Source organism: Janthinobacterium sp. BCJ23, from assembly GCF_059617945.1.
On sequence record NZ_JCAQAW010000009.1, the window covers coordinates 14,797 to 28,816 of the forward strand.

Annotated in this window: 15 protein-coding genes; 9 read left to right on the forward strand and 6 right to left on the reverse strand. The window is 62.5% G+C overall.

Annotated elements, in window-relative coordinates:
* Window positions 1-38 precede the first annotated feature (38 nt).
* Window positions 39-2,597, reverse strand: coding sequence for an RNA polymerase sigma factor RpoD (gene rpoD / locus AC54AG_RS23085; RefSeq protein WP_331778854.1), 2,559 nt, complete (start codon window positions 2,595-2,597; stop codon window positions 39-41).
* Window positions 2,598-3,177: 580 nt separating this feature from the next.
* On the opposite strand from rpoD, the gene AC54AG_RS23090 reads away from it, so the two are divergent.
* The 3 genes from AC54AG_RS23090 to AC54AG_RS23100 are packed head-to-tail and all read left to right on the forward strand — an operon-like array spanning window position 3,178 to window position 4,790.
* The gene (locus tag AC54AG_RS23090; protein ID WP_034758713.1) at window positions 3,178-3,687 is read left to right on the forward strand and encodes a ProQ/FINO family protein; all 510 of its coding nucleotides are present in this window, start codon (window positions 3,178-3,180) and stop codon (window positions 3,685-3,687) included.
* Window positions 3,688-3,696: 9 nt separating this feature from the next.
* Window positions 3,697-4,344, forward strand: a complete 648-nt coding sequence (locus AC54AG_RS23095) for a 3'-5' exonuclease (protein WP_070304052.1) — start codon at window positions 3,697-3,699, stop codon at window positions 4,342-4,344.
* Window positions 4,345-4,364: 20 nt separating this feature from the next.
* Window positions 4,365-4,790 carry an SMI1/KNR4 family protein gene (locus tag AC54AG_RS23100; RefSeq protein WP_070304053.1) on the forward strand — a complete coding sequence of 142 codons (426 nt, stop codon included), beginning with the start codon at window positions 4,365-4,367 and terminating at the stop codon, window positions 4,788-4,790.
* Between the two features lie 21 nt (window positions 4,791-4,811).
* Here AC54AG_RS23100 and AC54AG_RS23105 read toward each other — a convergent pair whose 3' ends face one another.
* The gene (locus AC54AG_RS23105; protein WP_034758731.1) at window positions 4,812-5,159 is read right to left on the reverse strand and encodes a DUF4870 domain-containing protein; all 348 of its coding nucleotides are present in this window, start codon (window positions 5,157-5,159) and stop codon (window positions 4,812-4,814) included.
* 90 nt (window positions 5,160-5,249) lie between these two features.
* Window positions 5,250-6,671: an aminotransferase-like domain-containing protein gene (locus AC54AG_RS23110; RefSeq protein WP_496631684.1), complete on the reverse strand. Its 1,422-nt coding sequence runs from the start codon at window positions 6,669-6,671 to the stop codon at window positions 5,250-5,252.
* A 143-nt stretch (window positions 6,672-6,814) separates the two neighbouring features.
* Between AC54AG_RS23110 and AC54AG_RS23115 the strand changes: the two genes are divergently transcribed.
* Together AC54AG_RS23115 and AC54AG_RS23120 are read left to right on the forward strand one after the other, a co-directional pair.
* Window positions 6,815-7,549 (forward strand): c-type cytochrome, encoded by a 735-nt coding sequence (locus tag AC54AG_RS23115; protein WP_496631685.1) that lies wholly within the window; start codon window positions 6,815-6,817, stop codon window positions 7,547-7,549.
* Complete coding sequence (locus AC54AG_RS23120) at window positions 7,546-8,820, forward strand: c-type cytochrome (protein ID WP_219329602.1); 1,275 nt, start codon at window positions 7,546-7,548, stop codon at window positions 8,818-8,820. The genes AC54AG_RS23115 and AC54AG_RS23120 overlap by 4 nt, the downstream gene beginning before the upstream one ends.
* A gap of 52 nt (window positions 8,821-8,872) precedes the next feature.
* On the opposite strand, the gene AC54AG_RS23125 is transcribed toward AC54AG_RS23120, so the two are convergent.
* Window positions 8,873-9,508, reverse strand: a complete 636-nt coding sequence (locus tag AC54AG_RS23125) for a class I SAM-dependent rRNA methyltransferase (protein ID WP_034758744.1) — start codon at window positions 9,506-9,508, stop codon at window positions 8,873-8,875.
* A 185-nt stretch (window positions 9,509-9,693) separates the two neighbouring features.
* Here AC54AG_RS23125 and AC54AG_RS23130 point away from each other — a divergent pair, with 185 nt between their 5' ends.
* A complete protein-coding gene (locus AC54AG_RS23130) occupies window positions 9,694-10,479 on the forward strand; it encodes a head GIN domain-containing protein (protein WP_496631686.1) in 786 nt (261 codons plus the stop codon).
* A gap of 59 nt (window positions 10,480-10,538) precedes the next feature.
* On the opposite strand, the gene AC54AG_RS23135 is transcribed toward AC54AG_RS23130, so the two are convergent.
* Complete coding sequence (locus AC54AG_RS23135; protein ID WP_034758748.1) at window positions 10,539-11,081, reverse strand: YaeQ family protein; 543 nt, start codon at window positions 11,079-11,081, stop codon at window positions 10,539-10,541.
* A gap of 39 nt (window positions 11,082-11,120) precedes the next feature.
* A complete protein-coding gene (gene purU, locus AC54AG_RS23140) occupies window positions 11,121-12,002 on the reverse strand; it encodes a formyltetrahydrofolate deformylase (RefSeq protein ID WP_219329603.1) in 882 nt (293 codons plus the stop codon).
* Between the two features lie 344 nt (window positions 12,003-12,346).
* Between purU and AC54AG_RS23145 the strand changes: the two genes are divergently transcribed.
* From AC54AG_RS23145 to AC54AG_RS23155, 3 genes are all read left to right on the forward strand, one after another.
* The gene (locus tag AC54AG_RS23145; protein WP_219329604.1) at window positions 12,347-12,859 is read left to right on the forward strand and encodes a phasin family protein; all 513 of its coding nucleotides are present in this window, start codon (window positions 12,347-12,349) and stop codon (window positions 12,857-12,859) included.
* Between the two features lie 47 nt (window positions 12,860-12,906).
* Window positions 12,907-13,287 (forward strand): KGG domain-containing protein, encoded by a 381-nt coding sequence (locus tag AC54AG_RS23150; RefSeq protein ID WP_219329605.1) that lies wholly within the window; start codon window positions 12,907-12,909, stop codon window positions 13,285-13,287.
* 177 nt (window positions 13,288-13,464) lie between these two features.
* Window positions 13,465-13,977 carry a YgjP-like metallopeptidase domain-containing protein gene (locus AC54AG_RS23155; RefSeq protein WP_034758768.1) on the forward strand — a complete coding sequence of 171 codons (513 nt, stop codon included), beginning with the start codon at window positions 13,465-13,467 and terminating at the stop codon, window positions 13,975-13,977.
* Window positions 13,978-14,020: the final 43 nt, after the last annotated feature.

The window sequence follows — 14,020 nt, forward strand, 5'->3', positions numbered from 1 at the left end:
AAAAAAAAGAGGCTTGCGCCTCTTTTTTTTGTGACTGCTTAGTTTTGCGTCAGGAAAGTTTTCAGCTTGTCCGAACGCGAAGGCTGGCGCAGCTTGCTCATGGCTTTCGCCTCGATCTGGCGGATGCGCTCGCGCGTCACGTCGAACTGCTTGCCCACTTCTTCCAAGGTGTGGTCGTTCGACATTTCCACGCCGTAACGCATGCGCAGCACTTTCGCTTCGCGCGGCGTCAGGGAGTCGAGCACTTCCTTGATCACGTTGCGCATCGATGCGTGCAGCGCGGCGTCCAGCGGCGCCAGGGTCGTGTTGTCTTCGATGAAGTCGCCCAGTTGCGAATCGCCATCTTCGCCCATCGGCGTTTCCATGGAAATCGGCTCTTTCGCGATCTTCATGATTTCGCGCACCTTGTTTTCCGGCATTTCCATCTTGACGGCCAGGGTCGCCAGGTCCGGCTCGCTACCCGTTTCCTGCATGATCTGGCGCGAGATGCGGTTCATCTTGTTGATCGTTTCGATCATGTGCACCGGCACGCGGATGGTGCGGGCCATGTCGGCGATCGAACGCGTAATGGCCTGGCGGATCCACCAGGTGGCGTAGGTCGAGAACTTGTAGCCGCGGCGGTATTCGAATTTATCCACGGCCTTCAGCAGACCGATGTTGCCTTCCTGAATCAGATCGAGGAATTGCAAGCCACGGTTGATGTATTTCTTGGCGATCGAAATGACCAGGCGCAAGTTGGCGACCGTCATTTCGCGTTTCGCGTGACGGGCACGCTTTTCGCCGGCAGCCATCTGCTTGTTGATCTTGCGCAAGTCAGCCAGCGGCAAGGCCACGCGCGCTTGCAGGTCGATCATCTTCTTTTGCAGTTCCTTGACGGCAGGCACGTTGCGGCTGAGGATGGCGCTGTACGGATACTTGCAATCGACTTCGCGGTCGACCCATTCCAGGTCGCATTCATTGCCCGGGAACACCTTGATGAAGTGGGCGCGCGGCATGCCGCATTTGTTCACGCACAGTTCCAGCACGGCGCGCTCGATGTGGCGCACTTCTTCCATCTGGCCACGCAGAGTGTCGCACAGCTTTTCCACGACCTTGGCCGTGAAGCGGATGCCCAGCAATTCCTGCGAAATGGCTTCCTGCGCCTTGATGTAGGCTTTCGAATTGTAGCCCTCGGGCGCCTTGCGCATCTTGTCGTACTGCGTCGAAATGACGTTGAATTTCTCCAACGCATTCTTTTTCAGCTGCGCCAACTGCTCGCTCGAGAAACCGGCCGCGCCGCCATTGGCGTCGCCGTCTTCTTCCTCGGCTTCTTCTTCCTCTTCCTCGTCGTCACCGCTGGCGGCGGCAGGCGCGGCGGCAGCGGCTGGCGCCGGGGCATTGCTTTCGTTCAGATCGACGAAGCCGTCGACCACTTCATCGACCTTGATTTCGTCGCGCGCGATTTTTTGCGACAGCGCAACGATTTCACCGATGGTGGTCGGGCAGGCGGAAATGGCCTGGATCATGTCTTTCAAGCCGCCTTCGATGCGCTTGGCGATCTCGATCTCGCCTTCGCGCGTCAGCAGCGCCACGGCGCCCATTTCACGCATGTACATGCGCACGGGGTCGGTGGTGCGGCCGAAGTCGGAGTCGACGGTCGACAGGGCGGTCGCGGCGGCCGCTTCCACTTCATCGTCGCTGGTGACGGTGGCGACGTTGTCAGTCAACAACAGGCTTTCCGCGTCAGGGGCGCGCTCGTAGACGGCGATGCCCATGTCGTTGAAGGTGGCGATGATGCCTTCGATCGCTTCCGGATCGATGATGTTTTCAGGCAATTGGTCATTGATCTCGGCGTAGGTGAGGAAACCGCGTTCCTTGCCCATGTTGATCAAGCCCGTGATCTGCTTGCGGCGGCGTTCGAGGTCCGCTGCCGATGCTTCCGGATCGCCCAGTGCATCGGCCAGGCCGCCCTTGGCCTTGCGGTCGCGCGCTTTCGACACAGCCTTCAGTTCGGCGCGTTCGACGGCGTTCAGTGCCGCCACTTCATCGTTTTCCGGCGTGAACTCGCTTGGTTTGCGGCCACGGCGGCCTGGCACCTTGACGGTTGGCAGGAAGTAATTCGACGTATCGATGGCGGCCAAGGCATCGGCGTCCGTGGTCTTGCTGACCACTTGCGCGCCGGTGATGATGGTCACGGGCGCCGCTTCCGGCTTGGCGCGCACGACTTTCGAACGGGCTGCCGTCACCACTTTGTTCGTGGCGGCGCTTTCGCTGACCTTGCGCGGCGCGGCCGGAGCCTTGGCGCCAGGGGCGATCTTCACGCTTGGCGTCTTCGCCGGGGCGGCTTCAGCGGCCTCGGTCACGTCGGCAACAGCCTCGGCGGCCGGCGCGCTGACGGCCGCTTCCGCAGCCGCATCGGCCGGTGGCACGGCGGCCAGGCGCGAGCGGCTTTTCTTCACCACGGTGACGACGGTCGGCGCCGTCGTGACGGTGGCTTCCGGATTCGCTTGCGCATTATCGATGAAGTAAGATAAAGTCGTTTTGGGTACGGCAAGTGGTGCCGCGGCTGGGCGTGGCGCCTTGGCGGACAACGTTAAAGTTTTTGGCGTATTCTTCATGAGATATCTCTTAATGCGAGACCAGATAGTGTCGGCGCGAAGTGAATGATTCCACCTAAGCCTGCGAAACCGGACTCGATGGAGCGTATTGTTGCGGCTGCCGTGTTAACGGCAGCGGCGCCTGTCTATCGGGACGTTCAAAGCCCGCGCATCCGTCATGCGGAGCGGCGGGGCCGAAGCCGGGTCAGATAAATAAGCGATGTACATTGCGGAATGAAAAAAAGCCCGTACCAGAACGGGCTTGAATCTATTGTTGTTCAGTGAAGACACAGCGGAGAGCAAGATTATGCACGAAGGCCAGTTATCTGGATAATTGATAAGAGGAATATCCGATATCAAAAATACTAATAATTGAGATCCTGTACCGCACTGCTCCTATCCCCTGCACACCTGAGCCAGACCGTCAAAAACGGGGTCCAGTCATCAGCGCAAGCCGACATTATACACATTTCCCGCATTTCGCGCTGCGTCCGCTGTAGCGCGGACCCGCCTATCGCAGCGCAAGTTGCGCGCAAGTTGCCAAAAAAGACAATGCACTTGCCTGTGGCGCGTGCTATGCTCCCCTTTTATAGCCCAACCAATGATGTCGATGACCAGCTCCACGCCAGACCAGCAAGCCACCACTCCTGACACGCCAGTCGATGCAGCCCCAGCGGCGGCACCGGCCGCAGCGACCACGCCGGCGCCTGCCGGCCTGACCGCGCGCGCCCTGCTGAAGCAATTCCAGGAGCAATTCCCGCCATTCCGCGATTGCCTGCCCTTGTCGATCGGTATCGACAAGCAGATCCTGGCACGCCTGCCGGACCTGGACCGCAAGCTGATGCGCACGGCGCTGGGCATCCACACGGGTTCGCTGCGCTACCTGCGCGTGATGGAAAAAGCCAAGGTACGCTACGACCTCGACGGCACGGCCGGCGCGGAAGTGACGCAAACCCACCGCGACCACGCCACGCAAGTATTGCAGCAGCGCTTCAAGAAGGAAGCCGAGCGCAAGAAAGCCGAGCGCGATGCAGCGGCCGCCGAAGAAGCAAACCGCTTGCGCCTGGAAAAACTGAATCAGCTGACCGCGAAATTCTCGCGCAAAGGCTGATCCGGTTTCATGGACACAGCTGCCGCACCGCCACTGCCCCCGTATCAAGGCATCGCCCTCGACCACGTCAAGCTGGTACGCACCAGCGATGATGCAAAAGCGGCCATGGCCGCGCTGCTGGCAGCGGACGCCATCGGCTTCGATACGGAATCGAAGCCGACGTTCGTCAAGGGCGAGTCTTCCACGGGTCCCCATCTGATCCAGCTGGCCACCGACGACATCGCCTACCTGTTCCAGGTGGGCAGCACGCCGGCGCCGGCCCTGGCCGAACTCAAAGCCATCCTCGAATCAACCACCACCCTGAAAGTGGGTTTTGGCCTGTCCGACGACGTCAAGCGCCTGCGCAACAAGCTCGGTATCGCGCCGGCCCAGGTGCTCGACCTGTCCGTCGCCCTGCGCGGCGGCCAGCGCAACGACCTGGGCGCGAAGACGGCCGTGGCCAAGTTCTTCGGCCTGCACCTGCAGAAATCGAAAAAGATCTCCACCACCAACTGGGCCACCTCGCGCCTGACGGAAAAGCAGATCCTGTACGCGGCCGACGATGCGCAAGTGGCCCTGCGCGTGTACCGCCGCTGGATCGCCGAAGGCGGCAAGGTCACGCCGCAAAAAGCCCCGCGCGCCAGCACGCCACCGGCCCCGCCTCCCGCTCCTGCCTGAAGCTGGCGCCTTTCCGCAGCATGAACAAGAACAAGTCCATCGGCACCACGCTTGAGGCGATCGCCGCCGCCGAACAGGCACTGGAGCGAGCGCTGCCCGCGTCCTACGTGCAATGGTTGTTGGAGAACAATGGCCGCGCGCTGGGCGCCTTGAGCATATTTCCCGTCTACGACGCGGCCAATGCGCGCAAGACGTGGGAATCAATCGAGCGCCACTACAACACGGGCTGGCAGGAATGGCTGAGGAATGTGGGTGGTGGCAACGAGGCCAGCGCCCTGCTGCCCTTCGCCCAGTTCGGCACGGGCGATTACTATTGTTTTGACTATGCGCAAACGGGGCCATCGGGCGAGCCCGTGGTCGTGCTGTGGTCGCATGAAACAGGCGCCACCAGCACGGTGGCACCCGACTTTGCGTCATTCCTGATACTGCCCGGCCGGCCGGGCTAAAACCCGGCGGCCGGCGCAGCCTTATTTGACCAGGCGCAAAGTCAGCGGATAGCGGTAAGTGATGCCATTGCTGGCCTTGACGGCCGCGACGATCGAGCACACCAGGTTGGCCAGCGCCACGATCCAGAACAGGAACAGGCCGATCAGCACGAACGACAGGATGAAGCAGGCGAAATACCAGATGATCAGGGTGATCTGGAAATTGAGCGCTTCGCGGGCGTTCTCGGCCGAGAATTTATCCGCATCATCTTTCTTGATCAAGTAAATGATCAGCGGCGCCACCCAGCTGGTGAACAGGCCGCCAACATGGGACAGAATGGCCATCGTCGTATCTTGCGTACGGCCCACTTCCGGCTGCGTGTTATCCATTATCATTCCCATCATTAGTTATAGATACTTCAATATAACAGCAATATTTCTTTTTGGAATGAAACATGTGCTACCGCAAGGGACTTTTTTTCATGTACCGCTTGTTGCCGCCTGCGCCAGCCGCCCCAGGGTGGCGACGGCCTCTTCCAGCTGCGGGCTCCACGGGTGGCCGTAATTGAGGCGGATGCAATGGCGAAATGCGCGCGTGGCGGAAAAAATGGGACCGGGCGCGATGCTGATGCCGGCCGCCAGCGCGCTGCGGTGCAAGGCCAGCGCATCGATACGGGCAGGCATCTCCACCCAGACGAAATAGCCGCCCTGCGGCCGCGTCACCCGCGTGCCGGGCGGAAAATGCACGGCGATGGCTTGCAGCATGGTGTTTTGCTGCGCCGCCAGGGTCAGGCGCAGCTGGCGCAAATGGCGGTCGTAGCCGCCCTGCGCCAGGTAATCGGCCAGCGCCATCTGCAGGGGAATGGGCGCCGACAGGCTGGTCGTCAGTTTCAGGCGCTCGACCTGGCGCGCATAGCGGCCCGCCACGGCCCAGCCCAGGCGAAAGCCGGGCGCCAGGGTCTTGGAAAACGAACTGCAATGCATCACCAAGCCCGCGCTGTCGTGGCTTTTCGTCAGGCCAGGGCGCTGCTTGCCGAAATACAGCTCGCCATACACGTCATCCTCGATCAGCGGCACGCCATGGCGCGCCAGCAGTTCGACCAGCGCGCGCTTCTTTTCCGGCGGCATCAGGCTGCCCAGGGGATTCTGGAAACTCGTCATCAGCCAGCACGCCTTGGGCTGGTGGCGCTGCAACAGCTCTTCCAGCGCGGCCAGGTCGACGCCATCGCGGGGGCTGGTGGCAATTTCCACGGCCTTGAGTTCCAGCCGCTGCAGCGCCTGCAAACAGGCATAGAAGCTGGGCGACTCGATCAGCACCGTGTCGCCGGGCCGAGTGACGGCTTGCAGGCACAGGTTCAGCGCTTCCAGCGCGCCATTCGTGATGACGATGTCGTCGCTGGAAACGGGCACGCCGTCGAGCTGGTAGCGCAGCGCGATCTGGCGGCGCAGTTCCGCATTGCCCAAGGACAAATCCGTGACGGTGCTCCACGGGTCGAGACGGCGCATGCTGGCAGACACGGCCCGCGCCAGCCGTTCCATGGGAAACAGATGCGGGCTGGGAAACGCCGAGCCAAAGGGCACGATATCGCGCGCGCCCACGGCACCCAGCACTTCGAACACGAGGTCGCTGACGTCGACCGTGGTGCTGGCGGCCAGCGGATGGGAACTGTCCGGCTCGGGCGCCAGCGCGGCGCGCTGCGGCGCCACGTAATAGCCGGAACGGGGACGCGAGACGATCATGCCGCGCGCTTCGAGCAAATAATAGGCCTGGAACACCGTCGACGGGCTGACGCCCCTGCGCGCATGCTGCTGGCGCACGGACGGTAACTTATCGCCAGGCAGCAACAGCTGCGCGCTGATCATGGCGGCGACTTCTTCCGCCAATTCCTCATATCGTTTCAACCCTGCTCCTCAAACTGATCCGTAGTTTTATTGCACAACTGATCCTGTCACAGTAACAGCACCCGGTATATGCTAGGCTCATAAAAATTAGCCGGGCAGCAACACCGGTACACAATATCGACCGACGAGACAGGCTATTTTCCATGCAACTCTCCATGCTACCGCATTCCCTCTCCATGCTGGCCCTGGCCCTCGTGCTGCCCGGCATGGCATTGGCCGCGCCCGATGCCATCTCCGCCAGCCACGACAGCCTGGAGCAACGCATCAAGGCGTGCACGTCCTGCCATGCGCAAGAGGAAAAGCACGACGCCTTCTTTCCCCGCATCGCCGGCAAGCCTGCCGGCTACCTGTACAACCAGTTGCTGAACTTTCGCGAGGGGCGGCGCCAGTATCCGCTGATGAACTACATGGTCGAACACTTGTCTGACGATTACCTGCGCGAAATTGCCGAGTATTTTGCGGCACAACACCCTGCCCCGCCGCCGGCCCAGCCCAGCGGCGCCGGCGCGGTCGCCCTGGCGCGGGGACAGCAACTGGTGCTGCGCGGTGACGCCGGCAAAAAGATTCCCGCCTGTATCGCCTGTCACGGCCAGCAGCTGGCCGGCGTGGCACCCGCCATCCCCGGCTTGCTGGGCTTGCCGCGCGACTATATCAATGCCCAGCTGGGCGCGTGGAAGAACGGCATCCGCCGCGCCCATGCGCCCGACTGCATGGCGCAAGTGGCGCAGCGCCTGTCCGACGCGGACGTGGGCGCCGTCTCGGCCTGGCTGGGCACGCAGGTGCCCAGCGCCGACGCGCGTCCCGCCAGCAGCATCACCGTGTCCTTGCCGCTGCATTGCGGCGGCGTGCCCGGTTCCAGCGCGCAGGTGGCGCCATGAAAAAATGGATGATCGCGGCCGCCATCGTGGCCATCGGCGCGGCCGGTGCCAGGTTTGTGCTGTACCCGGGCGACGACTCGGGCCCGCCCACCGTGGCCAGCACCCTAAGCCAGGAACAGCTGGTCGCGCGCGGCGCCTACCTGGCCAAGGCGGGCGACTGCATGGCTTGCCACACGACGCGCGGCGGCGTGCCCTACGCGGGCGGACGGGCCTTGCAGACGCCGTTCGGCAAGGTGCTCTCGCCCAACATCACGGCGGACAAGGAAACAGGCATCGGCAGCTGGACGGCCGACGATTTCTGGCGCGCCATCCACAACGGCAAGTCGAAGGATGGCCGCTTGCTGTATCCGGCCTTTCCCTACACCAGCTACACCAAGGTGCAGCGCGAAGACAGCGACGCCCTGTACGCGTATTTCCAGAGCGTGCCGCCGCACAAACAAGCGAACGCGCCGCACGCGCTGCGCTTTCCCTACAACCAGCAGATTGCGCTGGCCGCCTGGCGCGCCCTGTATTTCAAGCCGGGCGTGTATCAGCCGCTCACAAACAAAAGCATGGAATGGAACCGCGGCGCCTACCTGGTGCAGGGCCTGGGCCACTGCAGCGCCTGCCATAGCAGCCGCACGACCCTGGGCGGCAGCGACGACGGCCTGTCGGGCGGCCTGATCCCCGTGCTGGGCTGGTACGCGCCGTCGCTGACGTCGGATGCGGAAGCGGGTCTCGGCGACTGGGATACGGCGCATATCGTGGAATTGCTGCAAACGGGCGTGTCGCCGCGCGCCACCGTCTTCGGCCCCATGGCCGAAGTCGTGCGGCAAAGCTTGCAGCACATGAGCACGGCCGACGTGCAGGCGATGGCCGTCTACCTGAAAAGCCTGCCCGGTCCCGCGCAGCCCGCACAACGGGCACCGCGCGACACGTCGGAACAAGCGAGGCAGCAACTGGCGCTGGGCGCGAAACTGTATGAGGCGCAATGCGCGAGCTGCCACCAGGCCGACGGCAAGGGCGTGCCGCCCGGCTATCCGCCGCTGGCCGGCAACCGCGCGCTGACGACGCAGTCGGCCGTCAACGCCATCCGCCTCGTGCTCAATGGCGGCTTTGCGCCCGGCACCCGCGGCAACCCGCGCCCCTATGGCATGCCGCCGTTCGGCCCCGTCATGGATGACGCGGAAGTGGCAGCCGTGGTCACGTATCTGCGGGCGTCGTGGGGCAATGATGCGCCGGCCGTGTCGGCGCTGGAAGTCAATAAATACCGCAGCGTGCCGCTGGAATAGGAGACATGAAAAAGCCGGCTTGCGCCGGCTTTTTCATGAACCACAGCAATCCTCAACGGAACTTGCTCTTGTGCCCCGTCTTCAAGTCCAGCGCATAGCGCACGCCATTGTCCGTCAGCATGACTTCATCGGGCGGCTCTTCGCCGGCCAGGGCGCCGTCGATCAAAGGCAAGCCTTCGCCCTTGCGCATCAAGTCATCGCAGCGCTCGTACACGTTCGCGCAGCCCGTGGACGCCATCAGCGATTGCACGATGGCCACTTTCCACGCGTCGACGCCGCCCGCGTTGAATTCGCAGATCAGATAGCCTTGCACGCCGCCGAACAGCTGCACCACCAGGCCCGGCAAGCCCTCGTCCTCGCCCTTGATCAGGGTTAGCAGCTGGTTTTCGCCCGCCTTCTTGATGGCCGGCAGTTTTTTCTCGATGGCGGCCTTGACCCTGCGCTTGATCAGCGCGTGGTCGACCGGTTCGTCTTCCTTGAAGCTCCAGATGCGCGCGCGGATCTGCGACTTCGAATTGTAGGCGGCGCGGGCGATGAACTGCTTCGACGAGCTTTGCACGATGGCGGTCGAGCCGGGCTTCATTTTTTCCTGCGGCTTGCCTTCGACTTTTTCAATCGCGGATGCGTAAATCCACGATTGGCCCAGCAAGCTCTTTTCCTTGCCCTGTTTGATGGTGATGATCAGCATGTAATTCCAGTAGTGTGAGCGGCGCGTGCCGCCCGTCGTATGTCCCACCGACATAATACCTCATGCCATCCTGTCGCAGCCTCCTGCATTCCATGCCGCTGCTGGCGCAGTCTGTCGCAGGACGGTACGCAGACGCGGCCGGCTGGCATACCATGCTTTTATACCAATTCCAACAGGGAGCAAGAATGACACCGATACTTTTCCACCGCCGCCACGCCAGCGCCGCGACCGCCCTGCTGCTGGCCGCCTGCGCGCTGGCCATCCCTGCCGCGCCGGCGCTGGCGTCGCCGCTCGACTGGATTTCCGGCAACAGCATCCAGGGTAGCGGCAAGCTGCAAAAGCAGACGCGCGACGTGGGCAGTTTCCATGCCGTGGCGCTGAACGTGCCGGGTACGGTCGAACTGCGCATCGGCAACACGGACAGCGTCACCATCGAAGCGGACGACAATATTCTGCCGCTGATCGATACGGCCGTGGAAAACGGCACCCTGCGCATCCGGCCCGCCAAGCGCAACGCCAACTTCCGCCAGAGCAGCCTGACCATCGTCATCCAGGCGCGCCAGGTGGAGCGCGTCAGCGTGGGCGGCTCGGGCAACATCACGGCAACGGGCTTGCGCGCCGAGAACCTGCGCTTCGACGTGGGCGGTTCCGGCTCCATCCACGCGCGCGACCTCGACAGCAGCCAGGTGTCCATCGCCATCGGGGGCAGCGGCAGCTTCAAGGCCAGCGGCAAGACGGAGCAGCTGACGGCGTCGATCGGCGGCTCGGGCAATATCGAGGCGGGCCGCCTGGCCGCGCGCGAAGTGCAAGTGAGCATCGGCGGCTCGGGCGAAGCCACCGTGTGGGCCAAGCAAGACTTGGCCATCAGCATCGGCGGTTCGGGCGAAGTGAGCTACTACGGCGACCCGCGCATCAGCCGCAGCATGCAGCGTTCGAGCAGCATCCGCCGCCTGGGCAGCGCGCCGAATTAATCAAGCGCAATGCAAAAAGCCCGGATCGCTCCGGGCTTTTTGCGTTTCAAACAGTCAAATCAGCGTGCCGGCTTCACCGGTTCGCGGTCGATCAGGACCGTGTTGACGCTGTCCGTCAGCCAGATCTGGCCATCCTGGATCGTGCATTGCAGTTGCATGTTGCGCTGCGCCAGCTTGCTCATGTCTTGCGCCGCCTCGGATGGCAGGTTGATCACGGTCAAGTTCTTCGCCCGTTCCAGTTTATTCGCGATCTGCTTCCACCAGATGTGGCTCGTTGCGCCATAGCTGTAGACGATGACCTGTTCCGAACGTCCGCACGCCTTGAGGATGCGCTTTTCGTCGGGCTGGCCCACTTCGATCCACAGCTGGATGGCGCCCGTCAAGTCTTTCTGCCACAGGTCGGGCTCTTCCGTGTCGAACAGGCCCTTGGTAAAGGTCAGCGCCTCGTCGGCATGGATGGCGAACGCCAGCAGGCGCACCATCATGCGCTCGTCCGTTTCGGACGGGTGGCGCGCCAGGGTCAGCGCGTGATCCTGGTAGTAATTGCGGTCCATGTCGGCGATCTGCAGATCGGCTTTGAAAATTGTTGCTTTGAGGGCCATCGTGTTTCTGTCTCGGTAAAGTGAATAGTGAAGTCGGTATCAGCGGAAAACCACCGTCTTGTCGCCATTTTTCAGGATGCGGTGCTCGACGAACCATTTCACGGCGCGCGCCAGCACCACGCACTCGACGTCGCGGCCGATGGCCGTCAGGGTTTCCGCATCCATCGCATGGTCGACGCGCTCGACGTCCTGCTCGATGATCGGGCCTTCGTCCAGGTCGCCCGTGACGAAATGGGCCGTCGCGCCGATCAGCTTGACGCCGCGGTGATGCGCCTGCGCATACGGCTTGGCGCCCTTGAAGCTGGGCAGGAAGGAATGGTGGATATTGATGGCGCGGCCATCGAGCGCCTGGCACAGGCCCGGCGACAGGATTTGCATGTAGCGCGCCAGCACCACCAGGTCGATCTTGTGCGTGTCCATCAAGTCGATGATCTTCGCTTCCTGCGCCAGCTTGGCCGCTTCCGGCGCGCCGGCCGCCAGCGGCAGGTGGTGGAAGGGAATATTGTAGCTGGCCGCCAGCTGGTAGAACTCCATGTGGTTCGACACGATGGCGGGAATTTCCACGTTCAGCAAACCGCTCTTGTAGCGGAACAGCAAATCGTTCAGGCAATGGCCGATCTTCGACACCATCAGCATGACGCGCGGCTTGACGCGCGCATCGTGCAATTGGCCATGGAAAGCGCCGTTCAGCTGCATGGCTTGCGACAGGTCGGCGAAGTCGCTGCGCAACTGGGCGTCGCTGACGGCGCCGTCTTCCAGCGCGAAATGCACGCGCATGAAGAACAGCTGCGATTCCTGGTCGCCAAATTGGGCGGAATCGAGGATGTTGCAGCCGTGTTCGGCCAGGAAGCCGGAGACGCGGTGCACGATGCCGCGCTGGTCCAGGCAGGACAGGGTCAGGATGTATTCGGGATGCGTCATGGTCGCGGAATCAGGTAAAAAGTAAGGCTATGCTCGGCTCAGCCACGCGCGCCGGCCATCGGCTGCGCTGCCGCGAGCCGGCTATTGTCGCACGGCCGGGCCTGTAAACATGCATTTTCCACACAAGCGGCATGGCTGCCGACTGCGGCGACCTGATTGACGTTAATTTGATCTGGCACAAAGTGATCGCGTTTTTCCATCTGCCGGCCCCCATTCTCGCGCCAAACCGGCATCTGCCATGGAACCTGGCACGCCGTTGGGCGTCTATCTCTTTGCTTGTTTCACCATACGTCGCACCCGGTGCACCGGGTGTTTCCCGGATCAGTTTTTCATTGAGGTAGAACATGTTCACAAACAGTATTTCCCCCAGTCTCAGCCCCGCCCTGAAGTCCCATCTCGAGGCCCAGTGCAGTTTCGCCACGGAACTATCGCGCAAGATGTTCGATACGGTGCAGCAATTGAGCGAGCTGCATCTGCGGCTGGCGCAAGACCTGCTGCAGGAATGGAGCAACGCCAGCCAGCAACTGCTGTGCGCACGCGACACGGGCGAGTTCATGTCGATGGCCGCCGGCCAGTTGCAGCCAAGCGGCAACAAGCTGCGCCAGTACCAGCAGCAACTCGGCAATCTCGTCGCCAACGCCAATGTCGAAATGAACCGCACGGCAGAAAATCACCTGCCCGAAGCGCGCCGCACGGCCGTGGCCTTCGCTGACGAAGTGGTGCGCAAGACGGCGGAAGAAACGGAAAAAGCCGCGCAACGCCAGCGTGAAATGATTGAAAAAATGCATGCCACGGGCCACCGCGACGGCGCGGGCAGCCGCCGCGATACCAGCAGGCAATCCGAGCAGGCGCATTGAGCACCTGCATTGACCACTTGACCCCACTCGACAGCAAGGAGAGCGACATGGCTAGCAATCAAGGAAATGAACAGGGCAAAGGCGCTGGCAGCAGCCAGAAAACCAGCGAATCGGGCAGCGCCAAAGGCACGAGCAAACGCGGTTTCGCTGCCATGAATGAGGAGCAGCAACGCGAAATTGCCAGCAAGGGCGGCCAGGCAGCCCATCAAAAAGGCACGGCGCATGAATTCGACTCGGAAGAAGCACGCCGGGCCGGGCAGAAAGGCGGCGAAGCCGTCAGCCGCAACCGCGAACACATGGCGGAAATCGGCCGCAAAGGCGGCGAAAGCCGGCAATCGGCCCAGCGCGCCAATGAAAGCCGCAGCACGGCGGCGCGCAGCGGCGGCACTGGCCGGCAGGGCGGCAAGGACGAAGACGACAATGGCTGACCAGAGTTGACAGGACTGCCGGACTGAGCGGCTTGGCCCGGCAGCGCACGGCTTGACGCAGGAAGGCACGGGGCGGCCCTGGCGGCCCCATGCAAGGGCTGGCGCAGCGCCGGGGGCGGCGGTATGGTACATTCTCGCCTTACCGACACCTCCGCGCCACGTCCCGCCCTTCCCCACATGCAGCCATCCCTGAAATACCTGAGCGCCTATTCCGAACAAACGCAAGCGCAAGTGCAGCAACTGATCGCACAGGACAAGCTCGGCGACGTCCTGTTGAAACGCTATCCGAACGCGCACGATGTGCGCAACGACAAGGCTTTGTATCAGTATGTGCAGGACTTGAAGAATGAATTTCTGCGCAATGCCGAGCCCATCAACAAGGTGGCGTTCGACAGCAAGATCCATGTGATCCAGCATGCGCTGGGCTTGCATACCTCGATCTCGCGCGTGCAGGGCGGCAAGCTCAAGGCCAAGCATGAAATCCGCGTGGCCACCATGTTCAAGGAAGTGCCGCTGGAATTCCTGCGCATGATCGCCGTGCACGAACTGGCGCACGTCAAGGAAAAGCAGCACGACAAGGCGTTCTACAAGCTGTGCACGTATATGGAACCGCAGTACCACCAGTACGAATTCGACGTGCGCCTGTACCTGACCCAGCTCGACCTGTCAGGCCAGCGCCTGTGGTCATGAAGTCCGGGTCATGACATCCACGTAAAAATGCCGCCCGGCATAC

Bases quoted from the DNA above. Each gene is read 5' to 3' on its own strand.
- rpoD (WP_331778854.1), bottom strand. From the start codon at position 2,597: ATGAAGAATACGCCAAAAACTTTAACGTTGTCCGCCAAGGCGCCACGC.
- AC54AG_RS23090 (WP_034758713.1), top strand. From the start codon at position 3,178: ATGATGTCGATGACCAGCTCCACGCCAGACCAGCAAGCCACCACTCCT.
- AC54AG_RS23095 (WP_070304052.1), top strand. From the start codon at position 3,697: ATGGACACAGCTGCCGCACCGCCACTGCCCCCGTATCAAGGCATCGCC.
- AC54AG_RS23100 (WP_070304053.1), top strand. From the start codon at position 4,365: ATGAACAAGAACAAGTCCATCGGCACCACGCTTGAGGCGATCGCCGCC.
- AC54AG_RS23105 (WP_034758731.1), bottom strand. From the start codon at position 5,159: ATGGATAACACGCAGCCGGAAGTGGGCCGTACGCAAGATACGACGATG.
- AC54AG_RS23115 (WP_496631685.1), top strand. From the start codon at position 6,815: ATGCAACTCTCCATGCTACCGCATTCCCTCTCCATGCTGGCCCTGGCC.
- AC54AG_RS23120 (WP_219329602.1), top strand. From the start codon at position 7,546: ATGAAAAAATGGATGATCGCGGCCGCCATCGTGGCCATCGGCGCGGCC.
- AC54AG_RS23125 (WP_034758744.1), bottom strand. From the start codon at position 9,508: ATGCTGATCATCACCATCAAACAGGGCAAGGAAAAGAGCTTGCTGGGC.
- AC54AG_RS23130 (WP_496631686.1), top strand. From the start codon at position 9,694: ATGACACCGATACTTTTCCACCGCCGCCACGCCAGCGCCGCGACCGCC.
- AC54AG_RS23135 (WP_034758748.1), bottom strand. From the start codon at position 11,081: ATGGCCCTCAAAGCAACAATTTTCAAAGCCGATCTGCAGATCGCCGAC.
- purU (WP_219329603.1), bottom strand. From the start codon at position 12,002: ATGACGCATCCCGAATACATCCTGACCCTGTCCTGCCTGGACCAGCGC.
- AC54AG_RS23145 (WP_219329604.1), top strand. From the start codon at position 12,347: ATGTTCACAAACAGTATTTCCCCCAGTCTCAGCCCCGCCCTGAAGTCC.
- AC54AG_RS23150 (WP_219329605.1), top strand. From the start codon at position 12,907: ATGGCTAGCAATCAAGGAAATGAACAGGGCAAAGGCGCTGGCAGCAGC.
- AC54AG_RS23155 (WP_034758768.1), top strand. From the start codon at position 13,465: ATGCAGCCATCCCTGAAATACCTGAGCGCCTATTCCGAACAAACGCAA.